This window comes from Pseudoalteromonas rubra, assembly GCF_005887115.1.
Lineage (GTDB): Bacteria > Pseudomonadota > Gammaproteobacteria > Enterobacterales > Alteromonadaceae > Pseudoalteromonas > Pseudoalteromonas rubra_F.
The window spans coordinates 12,716-35,642 of record NZ_PNCJ01000011.1 but is presented as its reverse complement, the minus strand read 5'-3'; the positions used below and the strand labels follow the sequence as shown (position 1 = coordinate 35,642).

The 22,927-nt window shown below is 47.8% G+C and carries 23 protein-coding genes; 11 read left to right on the top strand and 12 right to left on the bottom strand.

What is annotated here, in order from left to right; all coding sequences use genetic code 11:
* Positions 1-65 precede the first annotated feature (65 nt).
* From CWB98_RS07420 to CWB98_RS07410, 3 genes are all read right to left on the bottom strand, one after another.
* Complete coding sequence (locus CWB98_RS07420; RefSeq protein ID WP_138544281.1) at positions 66-314, bottom strand: hypothetical protein; 249 nt, start codon at positions 312-314, stop codon at positions 66-68.
* 317 nt (positions 315-631) lie between these two features.
* Complete coding sequence (locus tag CWB98_RS07415; protein WP_138544280.1) at positions 632-967, bottom strand: zinc ribbon domain-containing protein YjdM; 336 nt, start codon at positions 965-967, stop codon at positions 632-634.
* A gap of 115 nt (positions 968-1,082) precedes the next feature.
* Positions 1,083-1,952, bottom strand: a complete 870-nt coding sequence (locus tag CWB98_RS07410) for a LysR family transcriptional regulator (protein WP_138544279.1) — start codon at positions 1,950-1,952, stop codon at positions 1,083-1,085.
* A 94-nt stretch (positions 1,953-2,046) separates the two neighbouring features.
* Between CWB98_RS07410 and CWB98_RS07405 the strand changes: the two genes are divergently transcribed.
* On the top strand, positions 2,047-2,553 hold the full coding sequence (locus CWB98_RS07405) for a lactoylglutathione lyase family protein (protein WP_138544278.1): 507 nt from the start codon (positions 2,047-2,049) through the stop codon (positions 2,551-2,553).
* Between the two features lie 43 nt (positions 2,554-2,596).
* On the opposite strand, the gene CWB98_RS07400 is transcribed toward CWB98_RS07405, so the two are convergent.
* Positions 2,597-2,791, bottom strand: a complete 195-nt coding sequence (locus CWB98_RS07400; RefSeq protein WP_138544277.1) for a hypothetical protein — start codon at positions 2,789-2,791, stop codon at positions 2,597-2,599.
* Positions 2,792-2,927: 136 nt separating this feature from the next.
* Between CWB98_RS07400 and CWB98_RS07395 the strand changes: the two genes are divergently transcribed.
* The 5 genes from CWB98_RS07395 to CWB98_RS07375 all read left to right on the top strand — a co-directional run bounded on the left by CWB98_RS07395 (position 2,928) and on the right by CWB98_RS07375 (position 9,404).
* Entirely contained in the window at positions 2,928-3,611 is a 684-nt protein-coding gene (locus CWB98_RS07395; RefSeq protein ID WP_138544276.1) for a response regulator transcription factor, read from the top strand.
* A complete protein-coding gene (locus tag CWB98_RS07390) occupies positions 3,604-4,986 on the top strand; it encodes a HAMP domain-containing sensor histidine kinase (RefSeq protein ID WP_138544275.1) in 1,383 nt (460 codons plus the stop codon). The genes CWB98_RS07395 and CWB98_RS07390 overlap by 8 nt, the downstream gene beginning before the upstream one ends.
* Positions 4,987-5,255: 269 nt before the next feature.
* Entirely contained in the window at positions 5,256-7,151 is a 1,896-nt protein-coding gene (locus tag CWB98_RS07385) for a DUF1800 domain-containing protein (protein WP_138544274.1), read from the top strand.
* 10 nt (positions 7,152-7,161) lie between these two features.
* A complete protein-coding gene (locus CWB98_RS07380) occupies positions 7,162-8,514 on the top strand; it encodes a DUF1501 domain-containing protein (protein ID WP_138544273.1) in 1,353 nt (450 codons plus the stop codon).
* 119 nt (positions 8,515-8,633) lie between these two features.
* Complete coding sequence (locus CWB98_RS07375) at positions 8,634-9,404, top strand: MipA/OmpV family protein (RefSeq protein ID WP_138544272.1); 771 nt, start codon at positions 8,634-8,636, stop codon at positions 9,402-9,404.
* Between the two features lie 53 nt (positions 9,405-9,457).
* Here CWB98_RS07375 and CWB98_RS07370 read toward each other — a convergent pair whose 3' ends face one another.
* On the bottom strand, positions 9,458-10,888 hold the full coding sequence (locus CWB98_RS07370; RefSeq protein WP_138544271.1) for a glycerophosphodiester phosphodiesterase family protein: 1,431 nt from the start codon (positions 10,886-10,888) through the stop codon (positions 9,458-9,460).
* Positions 10,889-11,128: 240 nt separating this feature from the next.
* Here CWB98_RS07370 and CWB98_RS07365 point away from each other — a divergent pair, with 240 nt between their 5' ends.
* Both CWB98_RS07365 and CWB98_RS07360 read left to right on the top strand, forming a co-directional pair.
* Entirely contained in the window at positions 11,129-11,680 is a 552-nt protein-coding gene (locus tag CWB98_RS07365) for a hypothetical protein (protein ID WP_138544270.1), read from the top strand.
* A 230-nt stretch (positions 11,681-11,910) separates the two neighbouring features.
* Entirely contained in the window at positions 11,911-12,897 is a 987-nt protein-coding gene (locus tag CWB98_RS07360; RefSeq protein ID WP_138544269.1) for a hypothetical protein, read from the top strand.
* Between the two features lie 55 nt (positions 12,898-12,952).
* On the opposite strand, the gene CWB98_RS07355 is transcribed toward CWB98_RS07360, so the two are convergent.
* The 5 genes from CWB98_RS07355 to CWB98_RS07335 form a co-directional block, all read right to left on the bottom strand.
* A complete protein-coding gene (locus CWB98_RS07355) occupies positions 12,953-13,426 on the bottom strand; it encodes a DM13 domain-containing protein (RefSeq protein ID WP_138544268.1) in 474 nt (157 codons plus the stop codon).
* A gap of 63 nt (positions 13,427-13,489) precedes the next feature.
* On the bottom strand, positions 13,490-13,936 hold the full coding sequence (locus tag CWB98_RS07350; protein WP_138544267.1) for a hypothetical protein: 447 nt from the start codon (positions 13,934-13,936) through the stop codon (positions 13,490-13,492).
* Between the two features lie 147 nt (positions 13,937-14,083).
* On the bottom strand, positions 14,084-14,524 hold the full coding sequence (locus tag CWB98_RS07345) for a hypothetical protein (protein WP_138544266.1): 441 nt from the start codon (positions 14,522-14,524) through the stop codon (positions 14,084-14,086).
* Positions 14,525-14,659: 135 nt separating this feature from the next.
* Positions 14,660-15,268 carry a TetR/AcrR family transcriptional regulator C-terminal domain-containing protein gene (locus CWB98_RS07340; RefSeq protein WP_138544265.1) on the bottom strand — a complete coding sequence of 203 codons (609 nt, stop codon included), beginning with the start codon at positions 15,266-15,268 and terminating at the stop codon, positions 14,660-14,662.
* A gap of 97 nt (positions 15,269-15,365) precedes the next feature.
* Positions 15,366-15,830: an Lrp/AsnC family transcriptional regulator gene (locus CWB98_RS07335; protein ID WP_054015711.1), complete on the bottom strand. Its 465-nt coding sequence runs from the start codon at positions 15,828-15,830 to the stop codon at positions 15,366-15,368.
* 145 nt (positions 15,831-15,975) lie between these two features.
* On the opposite strand from CWB98_RS07335, the gene CWB98_RS07330 reads away from it, so the two are divergent.
* Positions 15,976-17,016, top strand: a complete 1,041-nt coding sequence (locus CWB98_RS07330) for a zinc-dependent alcohol dehydrogenase family protein (RefSeq protein WP_054015710.1) — start codon at positions 15,976-15,978, stop codon at positions 17,014-17,016.
* Between the two features lie 306 nt (positions 17,017-17,322).
* The gene (locus CWB98_RS07325) at positions 17,323-18,267 is read left to right on the top strand and encodes an endonuclease/exonuclease/phosphatase family protein (RefSeq protein WP_138544264.1); all 945 of its coding nucleotides are present in this window, start codon (positions 17,323-17,325) and stop codon (positions 18,265-18,267) included.
* Positions 18,268-18,313: 46 nt separating this feature from the next.
* On the opposite strand, the gene CWB98_RS07320 is transcribed toward CWB98_RS07325, so the two are convergent.
* Positions 18,314-19,741, bottom strand: coding sequence for an MATE family efflux transporter (locus tag CWB98_RS07320; protein ID WP_138544263.1), 1,428 nt, complete (start codon positions 19,739-19,741; stop codon positions 18,314-18,316).
* A gap of 168 nt (positions 19,742-19,909) precedes the next feature.
* Complete coding sequence (locus tag CWB98_RS07315) at positions 19,910-20,950, bottom strand: acyltransferase family protein (protein WP_138544262.1); 1,041 nt, start codon at positions 20,948-20,950, stop codon at positions 19,910-19,912.
* A gap of 367 nt (positions 20,951-21,317) precedes the next feature.
* Between CWB98_RS07315 and CWB98_RS07310 the strand changes: the two genes are divergently transcribed.
* Positions 21,318-22,856 (top strand): choice-of-anchor A family protein, encoded by a 1,539-nt coding sequence (locus CWB98_RS07310; RefSeq protein WP_138544261.1) that lies wholly within the window; start codon positions 21,318-21,320, stop codon positions 22,854-22,856.
* Positions 22,857-22,927 lie beyond the last annotated feature (71 nt).

The following is a 22,927-nucleotide window of genomic DNA, read 5'->3' as shown; positions in this document are numbered from 1 at the left end:
GTGTTTTCAATGTGTATTCCTTGTATAACCGAGTGTTAGTAGTACGCTCAGGAAACAGCGCAGGTTCACTGTTTTGTACGCTTTTCCCGACGCTCCACTATCCAGTAATACACATTGTAGCAGGCACCGGCAATGCAAAGCAGGGTGATCAGCAAAGCTGGCACAAATACCAGCAGCATATTGGCTTTGTAGCCTGCCATAGCAATAACGCAGCAGATTGCGCCTATGATGAGTTCAATGGCAACCGTTTCCCAATCCATCGTATTTGAGCGGCTGATTGTTTTCGCCGCGTAATGATTTACTTTGAATCCCATAACCTTCCTCCTTACTAACTGGTTAGTCCACTATAACATAACTAACAGTCAGGAAAGTCTGGGGGTTGGGATCCGTCAATCCCCTATCGTTGCATCGGATAACTGAGGTGGTGTTGAGAATCGTCATCCTGGCCCCTGAGCCGGGAACCACCAAGCGCAGCATATAAGCCAAGTTGAACTAAGACGTTGTTGGTGAGTAGATCCCGTGTCGCTGCACGGGATGACTAAAAGAGTGTTGGGATGGCCAAGAATATGTCGGGATAACTCAGAAGATGTTGAGATCCGCCATCCTGGCGCCCAAAGCCGGGATAAAACAATCAGGCTTTTTTGACGAACTTGGCAGTCACCATCATTTCGCCTACGCCGTCGACCTTACAATCCAGTTCGTGGTCTTTTTTGTCCAGTACACGGCGAACCAGCGCTTTAGTGCCAATTTTAATGACCTGAGAACTGCCTTTGATTTTCAAATCTTTAATCACGGTCACTTTATCACCGTCGGCCAGCAACGCACCGTTCGCATCTTTCACTTTTACCACGTCGTCATCATTGACTTCGTTAGGATTCCACTCATAGGCGCACTCTGGGCACACCAGATTGCTTTGGTCCTGATAAACATATTCAGAATTACATTTTGGGCAAGGAGGTAAAGACATGCTTACTTACTACTTTTTGATTCATTTGGCTGCATAGTAATGGCTCAGTTCCAGATGTGCCAGTCCTAAGCCAATATTTATTGATTTAGTGCAGCCATGAATAATATAAAGGGCCTTACAAGCTGGTTTTAGCATGCTCAATCACAGTGTCGACTCTGGCAGGCAAGACGCCACGGTTGGTCGTGCACAAATATATAGTTTCACTCACCGGGTGATCGAGCGCATGCTCCTGTATCTGTTCATGCCTTTTAAAAGCCTCAACGGCATAGGCAGGCAATACGGTAAACCCCAAGCCCCGGCTCACAGGCTCCAAAATCAGGCTGATCTGATTAGAAAACCCTTTGCGCTCAAATTCACTGCAGTTCTGAAACTGCGTGTAGTTAGCGCTGAGCAATAGTTGGGCATGATGTGCACCATCAGGATGATCAATAAAACCCAAAGATAACAACGTTTCCCAGCTCGGCTGACTTACCTCAGCGGGTGTCACCAGTAATAAAGGTTCCGTGGCGACCACCTCGCTGATGACATCGGCCGACTTTGCCTGCACGGTTGTGAAACCCATATCTGCATCGCCATCGGCTACAGCTTTTTCAATGGCCTGATTAGGTGCAAATCTGTGATCGATTATCAGCTTAGGATAACGCGTCTGTAGTGCCAGCAAATGCGGATATAACCGAAGCCCCACACTGCCCGGAGACATCACTTTGACCTCCCCCTCAAAAGCCGGATCTTCTCCTATACTAACCTCAAGATCCGATAAGCTTTGCAGTATGTGTTGTGCCTGTATACGCAGTCGTTTGCCCGCTTCCGTCAGCACCACTTGTTTGCTGTCACGCAGCAGCAAAGCAACACCAAAATGCGCTTCCAGTTTTTGAACATGCTGACTCACACCCGATTGCGTCATATGCAGCTGTTCAGCCGTCCGTGTGAAGTGTTCGACTTCGGCAAGGGTACAAAATGTTCGCAGCCAGCTGTTATTTACCATTACAAAATATGTTTATTGAGATAATTTTTAATAATTTTACTTGATGATGGAGTGTTTGTAACCTGTTCATCATTCAAACAGAGGAGAATATTCTATGAGCCAGATTTATCCACGTAATTTTTCGCATATCGGTATTTCGGTCCCCGATCTGGAGAAAGCCGTCGAGTTTTATACTCAGGTAATGGGCTGGTATGTCATTATGGCGCCGACTGAAATTAGTGAAGATGACAGCGCCATAGGTGAAATGTGCACCGACGTATTTGGTCCGGGCTGGAAACGCTTTCGCATAGCGCACCTGTCTACCGGCGATCGCATTGGCGTCGAATTATTTCAGTTCGACAATCAAACCAACCCCGACAACAACTTTGAATACTGGAAAACCGGCGTTTTTCATTTCTGCGTACAAGACCCCGATGTAGAAGGTCTGGCGGATAAAATAGTGGCCGCAGGTGGTAAAAGGCGTATGGAAAAACCCCGCTATTACTACCCGGGCGAAAAACCTTATCGCATGATTTATATGGAAGACCCGTTTGGTAACATAGTCGAGATATACAGCCACAGCTATGAGTTGATTTACAGCGCAGGCGCCTATCAGGAATAACAATTTGCAGGGCTGAACCTGTCGGCCCTGCTTACTTACCGGCTTATTTATCAGCTTGCTTGTTGGCGCCCCAAAACGCAACGCTCAGCGCCATGCCAGCCCCGGCGCACGGAGCAATGGTAAAAGCCAGAATGTCAAATGCGACCCCAAAAGTCACCCCCATTGCCGTACCGATCCCTGCACCAACCGCAATATACAGGCCCGGGTTAGGTCCTGATTCGGCTTGCTTGTCTGCCATATTTATTTCCTTATTCTGTACCTGAGTTGGTTTAATTTTATACACACACGCAGGCACAGTACAATACAAAATTGTATGCCAACCCAACGCAAAAATACGATATGCTTTAACTGAGTGACGATAACCTCAGGTTTGTATGCATATTTTATTAGTTGAAGACGACCCGGATACCGCCGATTTTATCTGTGCCGGACTGGCACAGCACAATGCCCGTGTACAGCATTGTGACAACGCAGAACAAGCCATGTTGAGCGCGTCTGCGACCCCTTTTGATGTCATTATTTTTGACCGCCTGTTACCTAATATGGATGGTCTGGACGCGGTCAGGGTTTTACGCGCCAGCAAAGTTAAAACGCCCATTATTATGCTCACAGCACTGAGCGATACAGCCGATCGGGTAGCCGGACTCGAAGCCGGAGCCGATGATTATTTGGTTAAACCCTTTGCGTTTGCTGAATTGTATGCACGTTTAAAAGCCCTGGCCAGACGCCAGCCCTTACGTGCTGACACACAAGAGTTATTTTTGGGCGAGCTCACGCTTAACCGCACTTCCCGTCAGGTGATAAGAGCAGGACAAGAAATAGAACTGATGCCCAAAGAGTACCAGATACTTGAATATATGATGCAAAACCCGGAACAGCTGATCACCAAAACGATGCTGTTGGAACAAGTCTGGGGGTTTAGCTTCGACCCCAAAACCAGCTTGGTACAAACCCATGTCAGCCGGCTGCGCAACAAACTGGATAAACCTTTTGCCTTTGACATGATCAAAACCATTCGCGGCAGCGGATACTTGCTGACAGGCCAGTCTGATGATTAGCCGTTATCACCTGACACAAACGACCCTGGTGGGTGGCACACTCTGGGCAGGCATGCTGTTGCTGCTATGGATCATCAGTCAGTTACTTGTTTGGCAGGACAAACAGGAGCAGCAGAGCGAATTTAGCGAGTTTCTGACCGAGGTTGAGATAATGCTGAATGAGCACGGCCTTGAGCACCTGTTGCAAGAGTTCGAACTGGATGAAGACGTAATCTGGTCTGACACTGAGGCACGGGCACATCTGCTTGATGACGGCTGGCTGGTTTCCATATATGAGCAGGACAAGCTGCTTTTTGGCGCCAACACGGAGCTGAGCGCTGCAACCTCTGCACAGTGGCAAAGTGTTTCCCTTGGCGAAGAGGGCGACACAGAGCTACTTTCTGCCAGGCTCGATTTACCCGACAACTTACATGTTCATTACTGGCAAAAACGCGACGACATGCACGCTCAAAAAGCCGAGTTTTATGAGCAGCTCTCAGGGTGGTTTGCTCTGTTGAGCCTGCCATTCATTTTGGCTGTGATTGTATGGCTGCAGCTCAAACGAACCCGCCCGCTACAGGATTTATCGGCTCAGTTAGAAAAAGTGGCGCACTCACCTGATTCAAAACGCACTGAAGCTTCAACCTCTCACCCCGATATTGTGGCACTCAGCCTTGCTATTAACCAGATGCTGGACGAAATAACCCGCCTGCACGGTAATATGAAAACCATGTCAGTGGGCATTGCTCATGACCTGAAAACCCCTTTATCGCGAATTTCCAACCGCCTTCAGAGTATGTATCAGGACCTCGACGACACGGCAGCACTGGAAGGCCATATTGATAAAGCAAGCAGTGAGCTGGCTCAGGTCATCAATACATTTAACAATCTGGTGCGACTCAATGCCATTGAGTCTGGCAAACATATACAGGGCTTTAAAACGTTTGATTTGTCGGCATTACTCGATGAACTGGCACAAAGCTACCTGCCCGTCTTTGAAGACAGTGGCCGCCGTTTTGATGTATCCATTGTGCCGTCAGTACACTGCCACGGCGACAGAGATCTGTTGGGTCAGCTGATCTGTAATTTGTTGGAAAACGCACTGGAGCATAGTCATGAACTGTCGCATGTCTGGCTGAGGCTGCAAAGTCATACCGACAGCGCCCTGCTACAAGTTGGTGACGATGGCCCCGGGATCCCACAAGGCGACCAGCACAAAGTCTTTGATAAGTTCTATCGTGCAGATATCAGCCGTGGTCGCCCTGGCAATGGCCTTGGGCTAAGCATAGTGCGGGCCATTTGCGACGTACACAAAGCGCAGCTATGCCTGCTTGAACAACAGCCAGGTGCCGTATTTAATATTGAGATCCCCACCCGCTCTGCACGGCGTGACTAGTTATAGCTGATGTGAGTCACTTATTTACCGCCAAAGCACACTTCGCTATGTCGTCATCCCGTGCCGGCGCACAAAATGGCCGAGACGGTATTGAGATCCGTCATCCCGGCCCCCGAACCGGAAACCACCAAACGTAGCGAACAAGCCACATTGAACGGAGGCGTTGCCGTTAGCATACAATTTTGTAAACAACCCGTATGACAACTGTATGACCGTTTCGGTGCGTTTCACTCTAGACTTACTCTATCCCTAAGTAAGAGAGTGAAACCATGTTTAGATTAACCCCGCTTAACATACTGCTGCTCAGCTTGTGTATGAGCCTGACCGGGTGCGGTGGCAGTGACGGCAACCAGAACACATTAAATAGCCCCGCACCTTCATTACCCGATTCAGGCAGTTCAGGTAGTGATGATACCGGTACAGGTAATCAAAACAATAACAATGGAAACAATGATAATAGCGGTAACAACGATGGCAGCATCGGTGACACACCCGACGACGATAGTCCATTGGCAGATCAAACCTTTGCAACACCCGTCAGTACATCCCGGTTTTTGCAGCAGGCCACCTTTGGCGCTCGACCAGAGGACCTGACTTCACTCACAGGCAAAAGTGCATCAGACTGGTTCACGGCACAGCTTCAATTGTCACCCAGCCTGATCATGCCCGTTGTATCCGAATTTACTCCTCCGCCCACCGCAGAAGATGATTTTAATGCTCTGTATATCGAATCAACCAGCGTCGCTTTCTGGCGCAATGCTATAGCCGGCGAAGATCAGTTGCGTCAGAGGATGGCTTTTGCCTTGTCGGAGATACTGGTGGTGTCAAACGCCGGCGGCGAAGAGCTCACGGATATTCCCGAAGCAGTCGCCTCGTATCAGGACATTTTGATCCAGCATGCCTTTGGCAACTACAGAGAGTTACTTGAAGCCGTAACCTATTCTCCTGCTATGGGGTTTTACCTGACCTACATGGGCAACCTCAAAGGAGATGAAGTTACTGGCCGGATGCCAGATGAAAACTATGCCCGGGAGTTACTGCAATTGTTTACAGTTGGCATTGTTGCATTGAATCAAGATGGTACGCCCCAACAAGATCAGAGCGGCGCAATTAAAGAGCTCTACACCAATCAGGACATCACCGGGCTGGCTCGGGTGTTTACCGGCTTAGACATGGACTACGAGACATCGGAAGAAACTGAGGTAAATGAATTTGCCCTGCCGATGGCCGTGTACCCACAAAATCACAGCGAGAAAAGCAAACGCTTTTTAGGCACCACCATTGCAGCGGGCACCGGGCCTAAAGCCTCTGTGACTCAGGCGCTGGACCATATTTTTGCCCATCCGAATGTCCCCCCGTTTGTCTCTAAACAACTTATCCAGAGACTGGTCATGTCAAACCCTTCACCCGACTATGTCGCCCGTGTGGCCAGCGCCTTTGGCAGTGGTCGCGCCACTTTACCCGATGGCACAACTGTCGGTGATGGTCGTCGTGGCGATTTGACAGCAACACTGGCAGCCATTTTATTTGATTCAGAAGCCCGAGCGGATGCAGGTGTTCATGGTGGTAAAATTCGTGAACCTATTTTGCGCTTTACTCAATGGGCTCGGGCATTTGCGATAAAAAACATTACCCCCGAATATCAGGAAATGCTCTGGGATACCCGAGATGCCAGCATGCTGGGCCAGCACCCCTACCGCTCACCCAGTGTTTTTAACTTCTTCCGCCCGGGCTATACCGCGCCAGGCAGCGTGAGTGCGTCAAATGGCATGGTGGCACCTGAGCTACAGATCACCAATGCCAGCACCATCACTGGCTATGCAAACTTTATGACTTACTACATCACAGGCCTGCAGCAGGAAGTAGATGTGGAAGACCTGCAAGCCGTTTACGACGAGGAAAATATTCCGCTGAATGCAGAAAACGCCGTGGAGAGCTTTCTGGCAAGCTATGACGCGGAACAAGCGCTTGCGAGTGACCCTGATGCCTTAATCAACCGCCTGGATCTGTTGCTGTGTGCCGGTCAGCTCAGTGCCACCAGCAAACAGCAGATTAAGCAGATATTGCAAACAGTGGCCCAAAACGACGAAGCTGAGCCCGTAAGACTCGTACACCTCGCCATTTTACTGGTGATGACTTCACCCGATTATTTAGTCCAAAAATAGGAGCGCAACCATGAACAGACGCGACTTTATCAAACTTAGCGGTGCCTCCTTAATGGCGTCATCGATGTTTCAGTTAGGCCAGGCTCTGGCGAATAGTCCGGCTCAAAGTGGTGATTATAAAGCACTGGTCTGCGTGTTTTTGTACGGTGGTATGGACAATCACGACACCATTATTCCCTATGACGAACCAAGTTATACGCAGTGGGCAACTCATCGCCAAAGCCTGCTGGGTAAGTATACAACGCCACGTACTATGGCTAACTTGCTACCTATTGCCACACCCGGGCGTTTTGGCTCACGCCGCTTTGCCCTGCCTGCGGAATTAGCTGGGCTGGCCAGTTTATATCAGCAAAATAAGCTGGCTGTCATTGGCAATGTCGGGCCCTTACTCAGCCCCGTTACAGCAACTATGATGGCCCAGGACACCGCCAGACTGCCGCCACGACTGTTTTCGCATAATGACCAGCAATCAACCTGGATGTCTGGCGCTGCAGAAGGCGCACAATTTGGCTGGGGAGGCTTAATGAATGATGCACTCATGGCTCAGGGTCTGACCAGCAACACTCCGTTTAATGCGATTACCACGGCAGATGGTGCATTATGGCTGACCGGCAAACAAACCGCCCCATATCATGTCAGTGGCGGCCAGGCAGCCACCATAGAAGCCCTGGAAGAATTTGATAACCACCCTGAGCTGGTCGCGCATTTCAGCAATCAGCCTCAAAATGCACAGAACTTTCTGCAGCAAGACGTCACCAATGTCATTAACAATGCCTATCAGGCAAATAGTCAGTTTAATACTGCACAGGCCAATACCACAGTGACACTGCCCGACTTTCCGACAACATCGCTGGGCAGACAATTGCAAACGGTCAGTAAAAGTATCGCCGCCCGCCAGCAGCTTGGGGCGTCAAGACAGGTCTATGTTGTGGCTATGGGCGGATTTGACACTCACTCAGGGCAAGCGCAAAACCTGCCCAAATTGCACAGTGCACTGGATGGCGCTTTGGTGGCCTTTAATACTGCGATTGAAAGCCTCAATCTGAGTGAGCAGGTCACAGTGTTCACGGCCTCTGATTTTGGTCGCACGCTGGCCATAAACGGAGACGGCACAGACCATGGCTGGGCCGGTCATCACTTTGTCATGGGTGGCGCAGTCAACGGGGGGACTATTTATGGTGATATCCCGCAAGCGACACTTAATCACGAGCTGGACGCAGGGGGTGGCCGTCTGATCCCAACCACGTCTGTTGATCAGTATGCAGCCAGTTTCGGGCAGTGGATGGGTTTGGATACAAGTACACTGAACACCATGTTCCCTAACCTAAATAACTTCAGTGGCCCACTTTCTTTGTTTAAATGACATCAAGACTAAACGATCCTTGTCTATAGTTCGTACCAGAGACTGCCTGAGTTAATGTTCAGGCAGTCTCTCTTGTGTCTTACATGGCAACAGAATATGAATTCGGATAAGGATACACTATGTTAAAACGCGCGCTTTGTATTTGTACCTTGCTTGCAGCTTCTGCCCAGCTCCAGGCGCAAACAGATGAACGGGGAGCCTTAAGAGCCCAAATGGAGCCTAAGGGGTTCTTGTACGGCATTGGGCTGGGAGTCAGTGAAGAAATCTACCAGGGCTACGACAGACGGGTGATCCCGTTACCCATACTCGGCTATCGGGGTGACAAACTGTCCATACTCGGCCCCTTCATCAGTTATGAAATTCTGGAAGTGAATGACATCGAGGTTGTGTTACAGGCTTCGCCCCGCTTTCAGGGATTCGATGAGTCCGACAGCGATGTTTTTAAGGGTATGGCAGAGCGCGACTTTTCCATGGATGCGGGCGTGGGCATAAAATACGAGCGTGAAAACTGGAAGTTCGGCGTCTCTGCCGTTCACGATGTACTGGATAAGTCAGATGGCTACGAGGTCTCGGCTAGTCTTGCCAAAGCCTTTAAGTCAGGGCCGTTTTTCTATGAACCTAGCCTGAGCGTCAGTTACCTGGATAGTCACCACGTTGATTATTACTACGGCGTGCGACTGTCCGAAGCCACCAGCGCCCGGCCTCAATATGTGGGCGACAATGCCACCAATGTGGCGCTGGGCTTTTCTATCTCAACGCCCATTTTCTTTGGCGGATTTACTCAGCTCGCGTTTGATTACACCTGGTTTGACGACAGCATTACCGACAGCCCCCTGGTCGACAGCGACGCCAGCTTTGCAGCGCGCTTGCTGTTCAGTAAGTTCTTTTAAACACAAAAAAGCCGCAGCTCAGACTCGAAGCTGCGGCCTTTACTTTAGTTGGATTAGATGCTCGCAGGCATGCCCATGCAGCTTGCGTAGTAAGTTGTTGTTGCAGGCCAGTCAGAGAATACACCCATTACGCCCACGTCTTTAGCCAGTACATCAAGTAGCTTAAAGGTGTCGCCATCATTGTCTATCATGCTTTCACCACGGTGTGCACCGTTGACGCTTTGGTAGTACCAGCCACCACCCGCGGCAAGGTGACCAGAGCGCTCCAGCGTCCAGGTAATGATCCCAAGCCCAGCTTCACGAGCAGCCTTAGCATAGGCTGAAGGCACCATCTCACCATTTTCTTCGGTGACCAGTACCCACATAGGAGGTGCGATGATCTTCACGCCATCAGCCGCCAGTTCAGCCATAGTTGGAACAAGCAACTCAGGGTTATTAACCAGCTGCTGTGGTGTGACCCCCTGCTCATTGGCAGCGGTTTGTGCGTCATAACGGTCATCCAGGTACACTGCCTGTGCACCAAACTCAGGGTTTTGCGCAATCCAGTAATTAATGTCATCACGATTAAACGACTGTGCCCAGACATGCTTAGGTTCAACACCTGCCGCCTTATATTCGTCGATCATCTTCTGCGCGTAGTCTTGCTGAGAAAAGCCATCGAAAGGCATGGTCACTGATGGTGACTTAAGTTCAGGTGTCATTTTTACACCCAGCTCTTTGAATAAGGCAATACTTTCAGCGTGAGTCATAAGTGTGCCACGGCTGGCATACAGGTCGGTGCGCCACTTAGACGTGCCATTCATATACTCAGCAACGGTGGTCCCATTTGGGTTCGACGCATCCATTTTACCTTCTAACGTTTTAAATTCCGCCAGAGTAATGTCACTGGTACAGCACTTAGCCTTTGCCACAACTCCATTTTCAGGATCTGCAGGTTCAAACGGCGTAGAGCAGTTCTGCGCTAAGTCAGTTTCAAGAATATTCGTGGTGGTATGCAAGTCGCACTGAGAGTGACGACATACCAGCTCTTTGTCTTTGGTAAAGGTAACGTCACACTCAAGAATACCTGCGCCCATTTTAGCTGCCGCAAGGTAAGACTCTTTTGTGTGCTCAGGGAATTGCATTGGTGCACCGCGGTGACCAATAGAAAAGTCAGTTTTATAGAATGGACCGTTCGAGCATTGCGCCAGTTTGTCTTTTAACTCGCCTTCATCCATGTCCTGGATCAGAAAGTCCGGGCGTGTGCCAACCTGCATATTATTAGCACCACCCGCTGGCACTTCAACCACAACCGGTACTTCAATTGTTTTGATTTCAGTGACCGTGTCGGTCACTACTACTGTTTTTTCGACTTCTACCACCTGAGTTTTAGTGTCTGTGGTAACAACTGCTTTTTCTACCTCAACCACTTCGGTTTTGTCGTCATCGCAGCCAGCCAAAAACAAAGCCGCGACAACAGCAGAGAGTGAAGTTATTTTTTTCATTGTTATTCCTAAGTTTACGTCAAAAGAAAGCGTTATTATTCTTAAGGGAAATAACAATAGAGGTGCACTATTACCGAAGTGGGAACACTCAATGACTATTTTGTGACGCTCTATCTCAAAATATAACTGAACATCACTACATTACGACAGCATTACACTATCTTTAACTTACGCTCCCGGAACGAGATACTGCGAATGAGCCTGGAGCTCTTATCAGCAAATAAATTAAGGTAACGTCAAATGGATACTGCTCAAAATAATAGCGCTGTCGATAACTTCTCTTTCTATATGTATGTGTCGAATTACAACAAGCCAAAGAATGACGGGTATCGTGACGGCCCCAGTCAGTACGCTGAATTTTTGTTCGAGTCTTTTCCAGAAGTCGCTAAAACAATTGCGAATGCTGGCGGATTTGTTACTTCAGTACTCAATGTTCAGTCCGATATTGATGACCAGCACGTGCTTTTCCTAGGTCTATCGTCTAACTTGGTGGTAAAAATAGTCTACGCCGACAGTGGCTTTGGCAGAGTCGAACAGGCAAAGCTGTTGCAAGATAATCCGACCGCCCCCGGCTTTTCTGGCGGCATTTTGTCACTGGCCTATGTCAATGGTTTTTTGTTTGTCGGAATGGGTGATCGCAAAATTGTGACTAAAAATCAGTTCGAATGGAAAGCGTTCTTTAACTCCTTGTGGGAGCTCAGCCCAAGCCTCGACTGGACCCATCAAGAAGACCATCTTGGTGGCGCTGTTGCCATCTATAATGATAAGCAAAAAAATGGCAACATGGTATAGATGCCTCTGAGGCTAAGGGCGCAGTTAAATCACTCCATGCCTTTACGCTTGGCGGAAAAACCTTTGCAATCTCTTATGCAAGTCAGGGGGAGTTACCACAAACCGTCTCTAAAGGATTTGAGATAAAACACAAAAACATTGGCGATGCGCCTGTTTTCTATGCCCTGCCCACAGCCTCCAAAGTGCAAGTATCCCGACTCCATTATGTAAATGAAGGTGTGCAGCTGGCCATGTATTGCGAAGAATTTGAATACTGGTCTCATGTTAATCTATTTCCCACGTTTTGGCCCGAGCTGCCCTTTAGTATCGTCGTTGGTGGCTCGGCAGAGCAAATACTGTATGCAGCGTTTGCAGATGGTACGATAAAAAGTCTGAATTTAAATAACATAGGTGATGTCAACAAAGGCTGGACCGACTACTGTCAGTTTCAAAAAGGGGCCATTACCAGTATTCATTTCGACCCCTATTCAGGTGACCTACTCATCGCAGCCAATGATGCCAAGGTCTACACAAGAAACTCATATAGTATCCTCGGAGAATTTGACTCCGCGGTTCAGTTCATCTCTATCGACAAAATAAATGACGATGTGTATATGGTGTTTGTAACAGAACACAATGGCATCTATGTGGAAAAGAACTACAACTCAAGCCGCATTACCACCGTAGAGGCTCCACAAACAAAATGGCATTCACCTGCCATGTATAATGAAAAAGTGACAGCCGTCAAACCCACTGCACTCAGTAATTTATTAGCACAAGACGATGGCACAGTGCTGTGCTTTGTAGGATTCAGTACGGCAGATCTGAAACAAATCAGCTTTAACAAAGAAGACACTAATGTATGCCGTAGCACCTTTATCAATACCTACCAACATGGCACCATTGATGGCATAGCATCGACCGATCATGACTATATGACAGCGCACAACGGTACCCTTATTTTCCACGACTATGATGGTAATGGCGCTAAACAAGACAATATCGCCGCTTATCCGGCTGATATTCAGGCCAGGTGGCATAATGGCAACATTGAATTGGTAGCGCAGGTCGCTCAGGTCGTGTTCCACTTATACAACGGCGACTATGGCAATCGTAACTATGATGGTCAGGGTAGCTTTACCACACAATTTAGTCCTGATTGGTCTGATGATGCCTTATTAAATGACGTTTACTGGAGTCTCTTTGCCCACAACACCCCAAGAACGGTAACTGATTAACTATTCTGAAAGGCGCCACAATGGCGCCTCTTTTTTCTGAATACAACGCTAAACACTACTGGTACTGAGCCGCCGTAATAAACTCGCCAAAAGCCTCGCACCAGACAATCACAGTGTTGTAATCCGCCGGGTTGATTTGCTCAGGTACATCGACCACAAAGTTACTAAACGTTTTGATATCACCGACCTCAACCATGCTGGCTTTAAGGCGATTAAAATCGGCTTCAGTTTCCACAAACTGAGGAGACAGGTATAAACGATAATCCGGGCCAGGGGCGAGCTCGCCAAGCAGGGTAATGTGATCTTTGCTGATAGAAACCATACCTTCTCCCCAATGCAGGGCATCGCTGCCTTGCAACGACTTTCGAAACTGTGCTGAATAATCAGCCCCAAGGGATGCCGCGGTGACCGCCCCCTCATTCGGCGCAGGAGGCGCGGTTAAAATGGGTAACATATAAATACCAGCTGCGAAGCCAGCAAATCCAACCAGGCCATGTGTGACCAGTAAAACCAGTGTACGTAAAGTCATTCATTGCTCCTCAAGATCCTTCGGCTGGGCTACGACTTTATGAAAACATGGACCAATTATTCGTCACCCAGGAGATGGTTGTGTCTCTTTTGTAGTATAAATATAACGATTGAATACGTAACGCCATGGTATGGCCAGGATCGGCAGTATCACCAGAATAAAAGCAAACGTGGTTTCTTCAAGCCCGGAGCCAACTAGCCTATCTGCCTGCCATAACGGATATGCAACCAGAACCAGCCATATTAATTTGTATACAATCTCCAGCAGCAAGACTGGGATCATGTGTACCGGGCGAAAAATCCCCACCAAAGCGAGTACAGAAAACGCAGCCCACACACTCCAGGCCATTGCTTCGTTCTCCTCCCATACTCCTTCATAAGTTAATATGTGTCCCCATACATCCAGCCCAAGTACAAATACCATCAGGATATAAATTAGACGCATAAAATAGATATTGAAAGGTCTGATCCCATCATAGTGTGGGCTTTTGGCAAATAGCGTTTTCCACATAGTGTGCTTCCTTATATTGTGAAAATTGACGAAACAGAACCGTTGGCTCCATTACATCATCAAAATACCGACTAATTTTTGAGCACACCTTTTATAATTACAAGTCTCAATTGTAAGATTTATTTACCAAAAGCGGTTACACCTTAATTAAAATGCGTAACCCACGTTGAATGTAAGCGCAGCCCCACTCTCGAACCTGTCTCCTGAAGACCAGGAGTTCTCTGTACGCTCATAGTAGCCTACACCTATGCCAAAGTCCCACCCCCGGCTCGCAAAACCATTGGCTCGATAATTAAGCGTCAGCCCCGTGATATCTGTATGTGAGCCAAAGATGCCAAAAAAGCGGCTAACGGCGGCACCCACGGCGACCTTTTTATCGTCTGAAAACGCAGTGCTAAAGCCTAGCCCAGCGCCCAGTATCCCCGCGGACACATAGTATTTAGTATCACCCTCTATGGCATTTAACTGCGCTCCTAAAAAGCCATATTGAGTCCCAATTCCAGTTGCGACTTGAAATTCAACAGCCTGTGCGTTTAATGCACCGCACAGCAATAAAGGAGCAAAGAAGTGGTGTTTTGTTATTTTCATCGTTGTAGAATGCTTAAGGTAAAACCTTATAATACAACAACTAAGAATTTCACCCCAGAGAAATCCCCCCTTTTTGGGAACTATTTGTTTTGCTTTTTTTGCAATACTATATGGTGTATTACTGTGACCCGACAATCACGCCTGATAATACGCCAGAAAGAAAGCCACTGTATCCTCCGTCAATTCCTCAATTTGCGCATTCGTTAATGCTGGTTGCTGGTGTAAGATCTGTGGCCAGAATGCCTGCCCTTTCAGCAGGCTGATCAACTGGGCATGTGCCTTTTGAGGTTCAACCTGACGCAGTCTACCTGCTGAAACCGCCTGCTTTATCCAGCGGATTAACGCAGTTTCCTGCTCGAAAAACTCGCTCATTTCAGCGGTAAAAATCTCAGGATTAAACAGGCAATACCCAATCGCTACCCGGATAAGCTCCTGCAAGTTTTGATTACTCAGAAAGTCCAGCTCATTTTTTAATAAGGCGGCTAGTTGCACATCCAACGCCATATCTGCCTGATACTCAAGCTCACAGGTGAGGATATTCTGACGCCAAATCTCTTTGATAATATGGGTAACTAACTGCTCCTTGCTCTCGAAGTGATTGTAAACAGTGCGCTTTGAGACCTGAGCTGTCTGTGCAATCTTGTCCATGCTGGTGTCACTGACACCATATTGCTGAAACGCGCTCAGGGCACCATCTATAATGGCCTGGCGCTTTAGCATACTGCGGGTAACTTTAACGGTCATGGTATTGAGTGATTTTCTAAGGTTAATACTGAGGGTATTTTTACACTAGCTAGTTTACTTTTCAATAAAGTGAGTAATCAAGCGACCTAGGACGACATCAAACTACCGGTAACTGTGAAGATCCCTTAACTTCTTTGAGTGAAATGCTCGATCGAATCGATGAAACCCCTTTGAGTTTTCTGAGCACAGAATCAACAAACTTACTGTAATCATCAAGGTCGCGTGCAACAACGTGTAGCAAAAAGTCCGCCTCCCCTGTTGTATTGTGGCATGACAGTACATAGTCACAATGTCGGATAACTTGCTCAAAGGCATAGGTTGTTTCCTCATCGTGTGCAATATAGGTTAGCTGAACGAATGCGACAACGCCAAAGCCCAGGCTCTGTCGATTCAGACGAGCCTGATATCCTTCGATCACGCCCGCTTCTTCCAGCTTTTTTACCCGACGCCAACATGGTGTTTCACTCAGCGACAGCTCATCCGCCAGCTTGGCGTTGGTCAGTCGACCATCTTGCTGCAAACGCGCCAAAATTCGCTTATCTATCTTATCTAAGGTGTACATAGAAAGAACTCTCTAATTCAACCAATCTTAATAGAAGAGTATTTCACAACTGATGTCTTTTCCACTTTCAAAAGCAAGGTAATTTCACATCGCTGACGTATAGTTTTTTAAACACTCAATCAGCTTGTCCTTACAGGAGTCACAAATGAAAGCCATTGTTTACGAGAGTTTTTCAGCTTTACCGATACTCACTCAAGTGCCAGACCCTGAGCCAGCCTCACACGGTGTTGTAGTTAAAGTAAAAGCGACTGGAATTTGCCGGAGTGACTGGCACGGGTGGATGGGACATGATCCAGGTATTGAATTACCCCATGTGCCTGGGCATGAATTTTCAGGTGTCATTGAAGCAGTGGGCAAAGAGGTAAGACATTTCAAGGTAGGTGAGCGCGTCACAGTTCCTTTTATCAATGCCTGTGGAACCTGTGTCGATTGTAACGCAGGTGACCATCAGGTCTGCCCAAATCAAACCCAGCCCGGATTTACTCACTGGGGCTCTTTTGCAGAATATGTCACGGTAGACCACGCAGATACGAATCTAGTCCACCTGCCTCAACAGATAGACTTTGCAACAGCAGCCAGTTTAGGCTGCCGATTTGTTACTTCGTTCAGAGCGGTTGTAGATCAAGGTAAGGTTCAAGCCGGACAGTGGGTCGTTGTACATGGTTGCGGAGGGGTTGGGCTTTCAGCAATAATGATAGCCAATGCAGCAGGCGCTAATGTCATTGCTGTCGATATCTCAGACCAAGCTCTATCGCTTGCAAAACAGGTAGGTGCTGCGATTACATTGAACGCAAGAACAACACAAAACCTACCGCAAGCTATCATTGAATTAACACAAGGTGGTGCGCATGTATCGCTCGACGCACTTGGACATTCAACCACCTGCATAAACTCAATCAACAGTCTACGTAACCGTGGCAAACATATTCAGGTAGGATTATTAATGGCTGACCATGCGAAACCAAACCTGCCAATGGACAAAGTGATCGCCCAAGAGCTTGAAATCATAGGCAGTCATGGTATGCAGGCATACCGCTATGAGGCAATGTTGCAAATGATCTTGTCAGGAAAATTACAGCCCGAACAGCTGATTGGCCGTAAGGTTGATCTGGCCAGTTCAATTAATATCCTGACGACCATGGATGAAATAAGGCTACCTGGTGTCACCGTAATCACTGAGTTTTAAATACGAGTGTATTTCACTCAGCTCCTGCAAGATGCGCATAAATATGGTTGTAAGAGTCGTGTTAATGCCAACTCCCACAATCATATTTGTATTCGTCATTAAGCTAAGTTTAACAAAGCCAGGCGCGTGCGGGTGCTGATTGACTTTTTATTGGCCCACTGTGGACGAACGACATGTTCGAAAACCCAGTAACAGAACGTCTGATTTTTTGATGAATTTAACGCAAATATTCTAACTTGTATCATCAAACAGCAATAATCTTGATACACTATAACACTATTGCAATTTTATGAATTTAAAAGCACGATGATCCCTTCAACCCACACCCCGATTATGGCACTTTGTGCACTGTTATTTGCCACACCGGCTCTGTCTCATTCTCATCAGGGCCATACAACGCCGAATCAAGCACTGCGTATCGCAACCTGGAATATTGAGCACTTATCGGCATCTGATGAAACCGGATGCAAACCAAGAAAGGCAAAAGAGATCAAAGCCTTAACAAAGTATGCGCAAGCCTTAAATGCAGATGTGATTGCGCTACAGGAAGTAGCCTCTGCGGCAGCCGTCAGTCAGGTGTTTTCAGATAAGCACTGGCATATCGTCATGTCGGACAGGGCCGACAGCAAAACCTATACTTGTCGAAAAAGTGGTAATGACTCAACGCAACAAAAAGTGGCTTTCGTGGTGAAAAAGCCCCTGACCATTGATAAAGTCGTCCAGCATAGTACTTTCTCAACTATTAAACCGGGCCTCAGAAATGGCCTTGAGATCCAGCTTAGCTATCAGGGAAAAGCACTTCACTTGTTGAACGTGCACCTGAAAAGTGGCTGCTTTGTAGATGACTACAAGCGCTCCGACAAAGAAGCTTGTAAGATACTTTCGCAACAAGCGCCTATTTTAGATAACTGGGTCGAGAAAAAAGCCAAAGCGCAAGCCAACTTCATCGTGCTGGGTGACTTTAACCACAGGTTGACTGCGCCTTACAACCGATTGAGCAGAGATCTGTATTACCCTCAGGGTGCTGCAAATGCCCATCCGAATAATATGGATAAAGCACCCGTGTTCAACGCAAATCAAATGCTAACCGGTTGCCACCCCTACTATCCGGCACCGATTGATCATATTCTTGTGGCTAAGTCCATGAAAGAAAACTATCAGGCAGGCAGTGCTCAGTTTCACTACTTTGCTGACATGACCCCAGACAATATGCTTGCAGATCATTGCGCTTTAAGTATCGACCTGAAGTAACACCGCTCGGTTACAGGGCCTGACTTATCAGGCCCTGCGTATCTTATCAGCCTGTGGCTACTCTTGGCTGCATACTGCGTGAATGCATGGTCCCATACAACAACCACGCTCCAACCAAAAAGTTTGCCAATGCCAGTGCCCAGACAATACCCTGAAAGCCGTTGAGCTGAGCGCCAATAAACGCCCCCGGCAGCGACAACACAAACAAGCGCACCAGCGTGACATTCAACGCTAACCCACTGCGACCTATGGCATTACAACAACTCACATACAGCATCACACCTGCCAGTGCCGCATAAGATATCGGCAGAATACACATCGCCAGCTCAATTGACTGGCTAACAAAAGACTGTTTACAGAAGCCAACACCCAGCATATCGGCCCCCCAGAATAAGGCAATTGCTATGGCGGCCTGCCAGACAATACAAACGGCCAGCGCCTGTTTTATTCCTCTGCGCACCCGCAATGATTTGTTCGCAGCCCAGTTTTGGCCGACGAAGATAGGCAGTGAAGTGGTCAGCACCATAGGCAACAGCAGCGCAAGCGGCTCTATGCGCATCACCACGCCAAAGGCTGCAACGGCGTCACTGCCCTGAGAGGCCACGATCATCATTAATAACGACTGGGCCAGCGGTGTTAGTAGTTGCATAGCGACAACTGGAATGAAGAGTCTGAACAAACGACGAAACGCCTGGCGACTTTGCTGTGACAACAGATGAACTTTCAGCGCTATATTTTCTTTAACACGCAGCAAGTAAAGAGCGTACAAACTTGCACTCATTGCCGCTATAAAATGGGCAACCCCAAGACGCTCCAGCCCACTTAAGGGTAAAGCTGATTGCGCCCAGGGCGTATATAGCGCAGCGCTCATCACTATCTGTAACCCGGCAAATAACACCAATAACTGTGCGGCGCCACGCATATTGCCAAAAGCACGAAGTACCCCAAACACAACCATCACGATGAAGAAAAACACCACCGCGCCAAGACGATACTGCATGTAGTGCTCAAGCGCAGGCCAGACTTGCTCCCGTGCGGTAAATTCTAAAAACCCCAGCATCGTCAACAACGGTTGTAAACCCAGCCAAATAAAAATCGCGAGAACGGCACCAACGAGTGCCGTGAATATCAGGCTCACAGCAGCCAGCTGCTCCACTTCTTTTGCTTGTGTCAGCCGGGTGGCAACCACAATGCCAAGGCCTATGGCAAATGCAAATAAGGTCGCCTGAATAGGCAAGGTAAAACTCATTGCGGTCAGTTCATCCACCCCCAGACGCGAAGCGAAATAGAGTTCTATCAGGTCGGCGCTGAATAAGGCCAGAATCGCCCACAGCATGGGTAAGGTCAGCTGCTTTAAGACCGCACTGGTTGAGCCGGTTAAGATCCAGCGCTTACGCACTGCCCGTTTTCTTTGCTTATCACATACCTGAAGCGGCTCGCCCAGGCTCAATGCAGGTGACTTATCTGATCCCATAATGAAATAACTTGCTCCCTGAATAACCAGTGTCTTGGGTGTACAAGCCGCGCAAAAACCAGCAATAAGCGGCTACCTGTAAACCTGACCCGAATTTGGGGCGAGAGTTCACAAAAAATGGCAAGGAATTCGATTAATCACCTGTAAAGTGAGATAAACGTTCAACCTTCATCGATCAGAGATAGCCATAGTCGCACTATGCTGTGCATGAGCTCTGTCACGAATAAGCCTGGCAAGCGGTTTTTCAAAGCAAATAAAGGAGAGGTAAGCGCACACAACACTCAGAATTAAAGACAGTATAAGCTTCAGTTCTACAGCCAGTTCGAAGCGGTTCACTTGCAGGATCACTGGCATATGCAACAGGTACAGGGAGTATGAGATTTTGCCAAAGAAATCTCCAACCGTGTTGGCAAGCAACAGGTTATTGTCTGGCACCAGAAAAACCACACAGAAAAACACTGTGCTCATCACCAGCAGTACTTCGTAACTCAGCCACATTCGGTTTTTGGCATCTGAAGTCACAGGCGATAATTCGGGGTACATAAGCGGAATTAAGCACAGCGCGGCAACAAACCCATGTTTTCTCAGATAATCAGGAATTACCAGAGTTTTGTAATGCAACCCAAATACGACACCAACAAAAAAGTAAGGCAGACTGCGCAGCACATTAAACTGGTTGTAAGGTACGCCGTTAAGGTCGCCGTAAATACGTGGGAAATTGGTAAAAAATAGTGCCAGCATGACTATCACGATCAGCAGGTAGATATAGCCACGTCTGTTCTTTGCCAGCAGCCAGAATAATATGAACAGACAGTAAAACTGCACTTCCGGCGGAATTGACCAGAGCACACTGTCACCATAGAGAAACAACACATGACCCAGCAAAGCCTCAGAGTCAGGGATATGATAAAGCCAGTCACTCCCGGACAAGGTGAGCAAATATGACGTGAGCACAACCAGCAAATAGAGTGGTACGACCCTGCCAACCCGGGCCAGTACGTAGTACTTAATACTGCGCCCATTTAATTCTTGTGCAAGGTAAAGGTGTGACATTAAAAACCCGCTGAGCATAAAGAACAACATGACACCATATGCACCTGCCCCGCCTCCGAGTGCGCCATCAAGCCACTGTGTAATATCACTGAAGTGGGTTACAAAAACGATTAATGCAGCTATCCCTCTCAGGGTATTGAGCTTTCTGATTTCCATGATGAGGTCCTGTAATTATTGTTATTGTCCTTGAGGGGCACTTTGATGTCCAACTGGTGCAGTTTATTGGATCCACTGAATTAAACAACTCAGACGCTTTATACACAAAAGCGCATCGGTCTGTTGCGAAACCTAACAGGGGATTTTTATCAGTATCAAAGTGGCACAGCACTGTTTGCTCCAGGCTTCTGACATAGCTCACTTTTTGTTCTCCTCCGGCTCACGCTGAACCTGAAAAGATCACAAATAAGGTACAAACACAAAGAAAAGTAGAGACAAATTAGTATAAAAGAACTAGAATAGGCGAATTTTTGACAAGGGCAGCTGCGCTCAAGTATCAGTGCAGGCCTAACTCGTGGAGAACTTAATGAAGAAAAAGCTGTTCGCAGGCGCATTGGCTGCCTGTGCATTTTCGGTAAGCGCATCATCTGAGCATGATCTAAATAAAGGCTATGCCGCGCTGGTGTTTGATGATTTTTATTCAACATCGGGAAATGCACTGGGTGCTGTGTTTGCAGGCGATGACGTCAGCCTCAATGGCTATTCTATCGGGTATGGCCATAGCAGTGCCCTGAACGCACACTACCTGGTTGCTGGTGGCGACATTCAGTACATCAATGGCAGACAATATGTCGGTCATATCATTGCGGGTGGCCAGACAGATAAAATCAGCGAAGCAGTACGTTTAGGTTTAGAAGCCGGCGCTCAGGTGACTGCCAACGCCACGACCCTGCCTGTTGACTTTGCTGATGCTCAGTCTGATATGTTGGCACTCTCAGCCAGCCTTGCAACCCTGCCGCAAACTGGTGACATCCTGAAGCAATGGGGTGGTCTATACCTGACAGGTGACAACAGCAGCGAATTGCAGGTGTTTAATTTATCTGGTCAGGACGTCCAGGCTAGCCACACCTTTGATGTATCGGGTATTCCAGACAAGGCCACGATTGTTTTCAATATCTCAGGTGATGGACACAACTTTGCGCCTCTGAATAACAAAAGCTACGCGACACTGACCCAGCATAGACATCGCACTATTTTTAACTTTGTGGATGCAACCACACTTAATCTGGCGGGTTTGCAAACGGAAGGCGTGATTTTAGCACCTCAAGCGGATATTACGGCTCCCCATGGAACAGCGACTATGCCCATTGTTGCGAACAGCTTCAGCGGCTCTATGGAATTACGCGGCGGATCCTTCATTGGTCAGCTACCAAGTGACAACGCTGTCTGTAAGGGCGGATTATATGCCATTAACTATTACGGTGACGCTGAACAGGGTTATGTCCACCAGATAGATCTAAGCTCAGGTCAGTCTGACAAAGTGATCAACCTGAACAATACAGCGTCGAATATCGCTTCACACAACGGCAAACTGTATTTTATTGATCAGCAGAGCAGTAAAACACGCGCTTCTCATATTTACAGCTATGACCTCAGCACGCAGACACAAGCACTGGAGTCTGTCACCGACGGCTATAAAGTGATCCGACTGGCTTATGATGTATCCGGTGACGTGCTAAAAGCCACCAGCCGTACTTACGCCTACGATTATGACGTAACAACGGGTGAAAAGCGCGTACTGGGCAAAATGAAAGCCTCAGATGAAAACTTTAAAAATGGCGATATTGCCTACTCAGCAGACGGCAACACGCTGTATGTTCTGACTGGTACTGCACTGTACAGCGCAGATGCAAACCTTGAACTGACATTGATAGGCAAGCATGGCGTAAACTGGGCTTCCGGACTGGCTATTTCACCTGAGGGGACACTGTACGTTTCAGGCCGTGAGCGCAATGCCGATGCAGCGATTTACGAGATCGACCCTCAAACTGCTGCCGCAACCAAACTGTTCCATGTTCCGCATCGAGTGAATGATCTAACCTGGGTTAAGAACTTCTGTAACTAACCCTTCATTCTCTTGCTATCAAGAAGCTGCTATATGCAGCTTCTTTTTTATCAGCGACTCGTATTACACCC

Excerpts from the sequence above, each read along its gene's own strand:
- CWB98_RS07420 (WP_138544281.1), bottom strand. The coding sequence starts at position 314 with ATGGGATTCAAAGTAAATCATTACGCGGCGAAAACAATCAGCCGCTCA.
- CWB98_RS07415 (WP_138544280.1), bottom strand. The coding sequence starts at position 967 with ATGTCTTTACCTCCTTGCCCAAAATGTAATTCTGAATATGTTTATCAG.
- CWB98_RS07410 (WP_138544279.1), bottom strand. The coding sequence starts at position 1,952 with ATGGTAAATAACAGCTGGCTGCGAACATTTTGTACCCTTGCCGAAGTC.
- CWB98_RS07405 (WP_138544278.1), top strand. The coding sequence starts at position 2,047 with ATGAGCCAGATTTATCCACGTAATTTTTCGCATATCGGTATTTCGGTC.
- CWB98_RS07400 (WP_138544277.1), bottom strand. The coding sequence starts at position 2,791 with ATGGCAGACAAGCAAGCCGAATCAGGACCTAACCCGGGCCTGTATATT.
- CWB98_RS07395 (WP_138544276.1), top strand. The coding sequence starts at position 2,928 with ATGCATATTTTATTAGTTGAAGACGACCCGGATACCGCCGATTTTATC.
- CWB98_RS07390 (WP_138544275.1), top strand. The coding sequence starts at position 3,604 with ATGATTAGCCGTTATCACCTGACACAAACGACCCTGGTGGGTGGCACA.
- CWB98_RS07385 (WP_138544274.1), top strand. The coding sequence starts at position 5,256 with ATGTTTAGATTAACCCCGCTTAACATACTGCTGCTCAGCTTGTGTATG.
- CWB98_RS07380 (WP_138544273.1), top strand. The coding sequence starts at position 7,162 with ATGAACAGACGCGACTTTATCAAACTTAGCGGTGCCTCCTTAATGGCG.
- CWB98_RS07375 (WP_138544272.1), top strand. The coding sequence starts at position 8,634 with ATGTTAAAACGCGCGCTTTGTATTTGTACCTTGCTTGCAGCTTCTGCC.
- CWB98_RS07370 (WP_138544271.1), bottom strand. The coding sequence starts at position 10,888 with ATGAAAAAAATAACTTCACTCTCTGCTGTTGTCGCGGCTTTGTTTTTG.
- CWB98_RS07365 (WP_138544270.1), top strand. The coding sequence starts at position 11,129 with ATGGATACTGCTCAAAATAATAGCGCTGTCGATAACTTCTCTTTCTAT.
- CWB98_RS07360 (WP_138544269.1), top strand. The coding sequence starts at position 11,911 with ATGTATTGCGAAGAATTTGAATACTGGTCTCATGTTAATCTATTTCCC.
- CWB98_RS07355 (WP_138544268.1), bottom strand. The coding sequence starts at position 13,426 with ATGACTTTACGTACACTGGTTTTACTGGTCACACATGGCCTGGTTGGA.
- CWB98_RS07350 (WP_138544267.1), bottom strand. The coding sequence starts at position 13,936 with ATGTGGAAAACGCTATTTGCCAAAAGCCCACACTATGATGGGATCAGA.
- CWB98_RS07345 (WP_138544266.1), bottom strand. The coding sequence starts at position 14,524 with ATGAAAATAACAAAACACCACTTCTTTGCTCCTTTATTGCTGTGCGGT.
- CWB98_RS07340 (WP_138544265.1), bottom strand. The coding sequence starts at position 15,268 with ATGACCGTTAAAGTTACCCGCAGTATGCTAAAGCGCCAGGCCATTATA.
- CWB98_RS07335 (WP_054015711.1), bottom strand. The coding sequence starts at position 15,830 with ATGTACACCTTAGATAAGATAGATAAGCGAATTTTGGCGCGTTTGCAG.
- CWB98_RS07330 (WP_054015710.1), top strand. The coding sequence starts at position 15,976 with ATGAAAGCCATTGTTTACGAGAGTTTTTCAGCTTTACCGATACTCACT.
- CWB98_RS07325 (WP_138544264.1), top strand. The coding sequence starts at position 17,323 with ATGATCCCTTCAACCCACACCCCGATTATGGCACTTTGTGCACTGTTA.
- CWB98_RS07320 (WP_138544263.1), bottom strand. The coding sequence starts at position 19,741 with ATGGGATCAGATAAGTCACCTGCATTGAGCCTGGGCGAGCCGCTTCAG.
- CWB98_RS07315 (WP_138544262.1), bottom strand. The coding sequence starts at position 20,950 with ATGGAAATCAGAAAGCTCAATACCCTGAGAGGGATAGCTGCATTAATC.
- CWB98_RS07310 (WP_138544261.1), top strand. The coding sequence starts at position 21,318 with ATGAAGAAAAAGCTGTTCGCAGGCGCATTGGCTGCCTGTGCATTTTCG.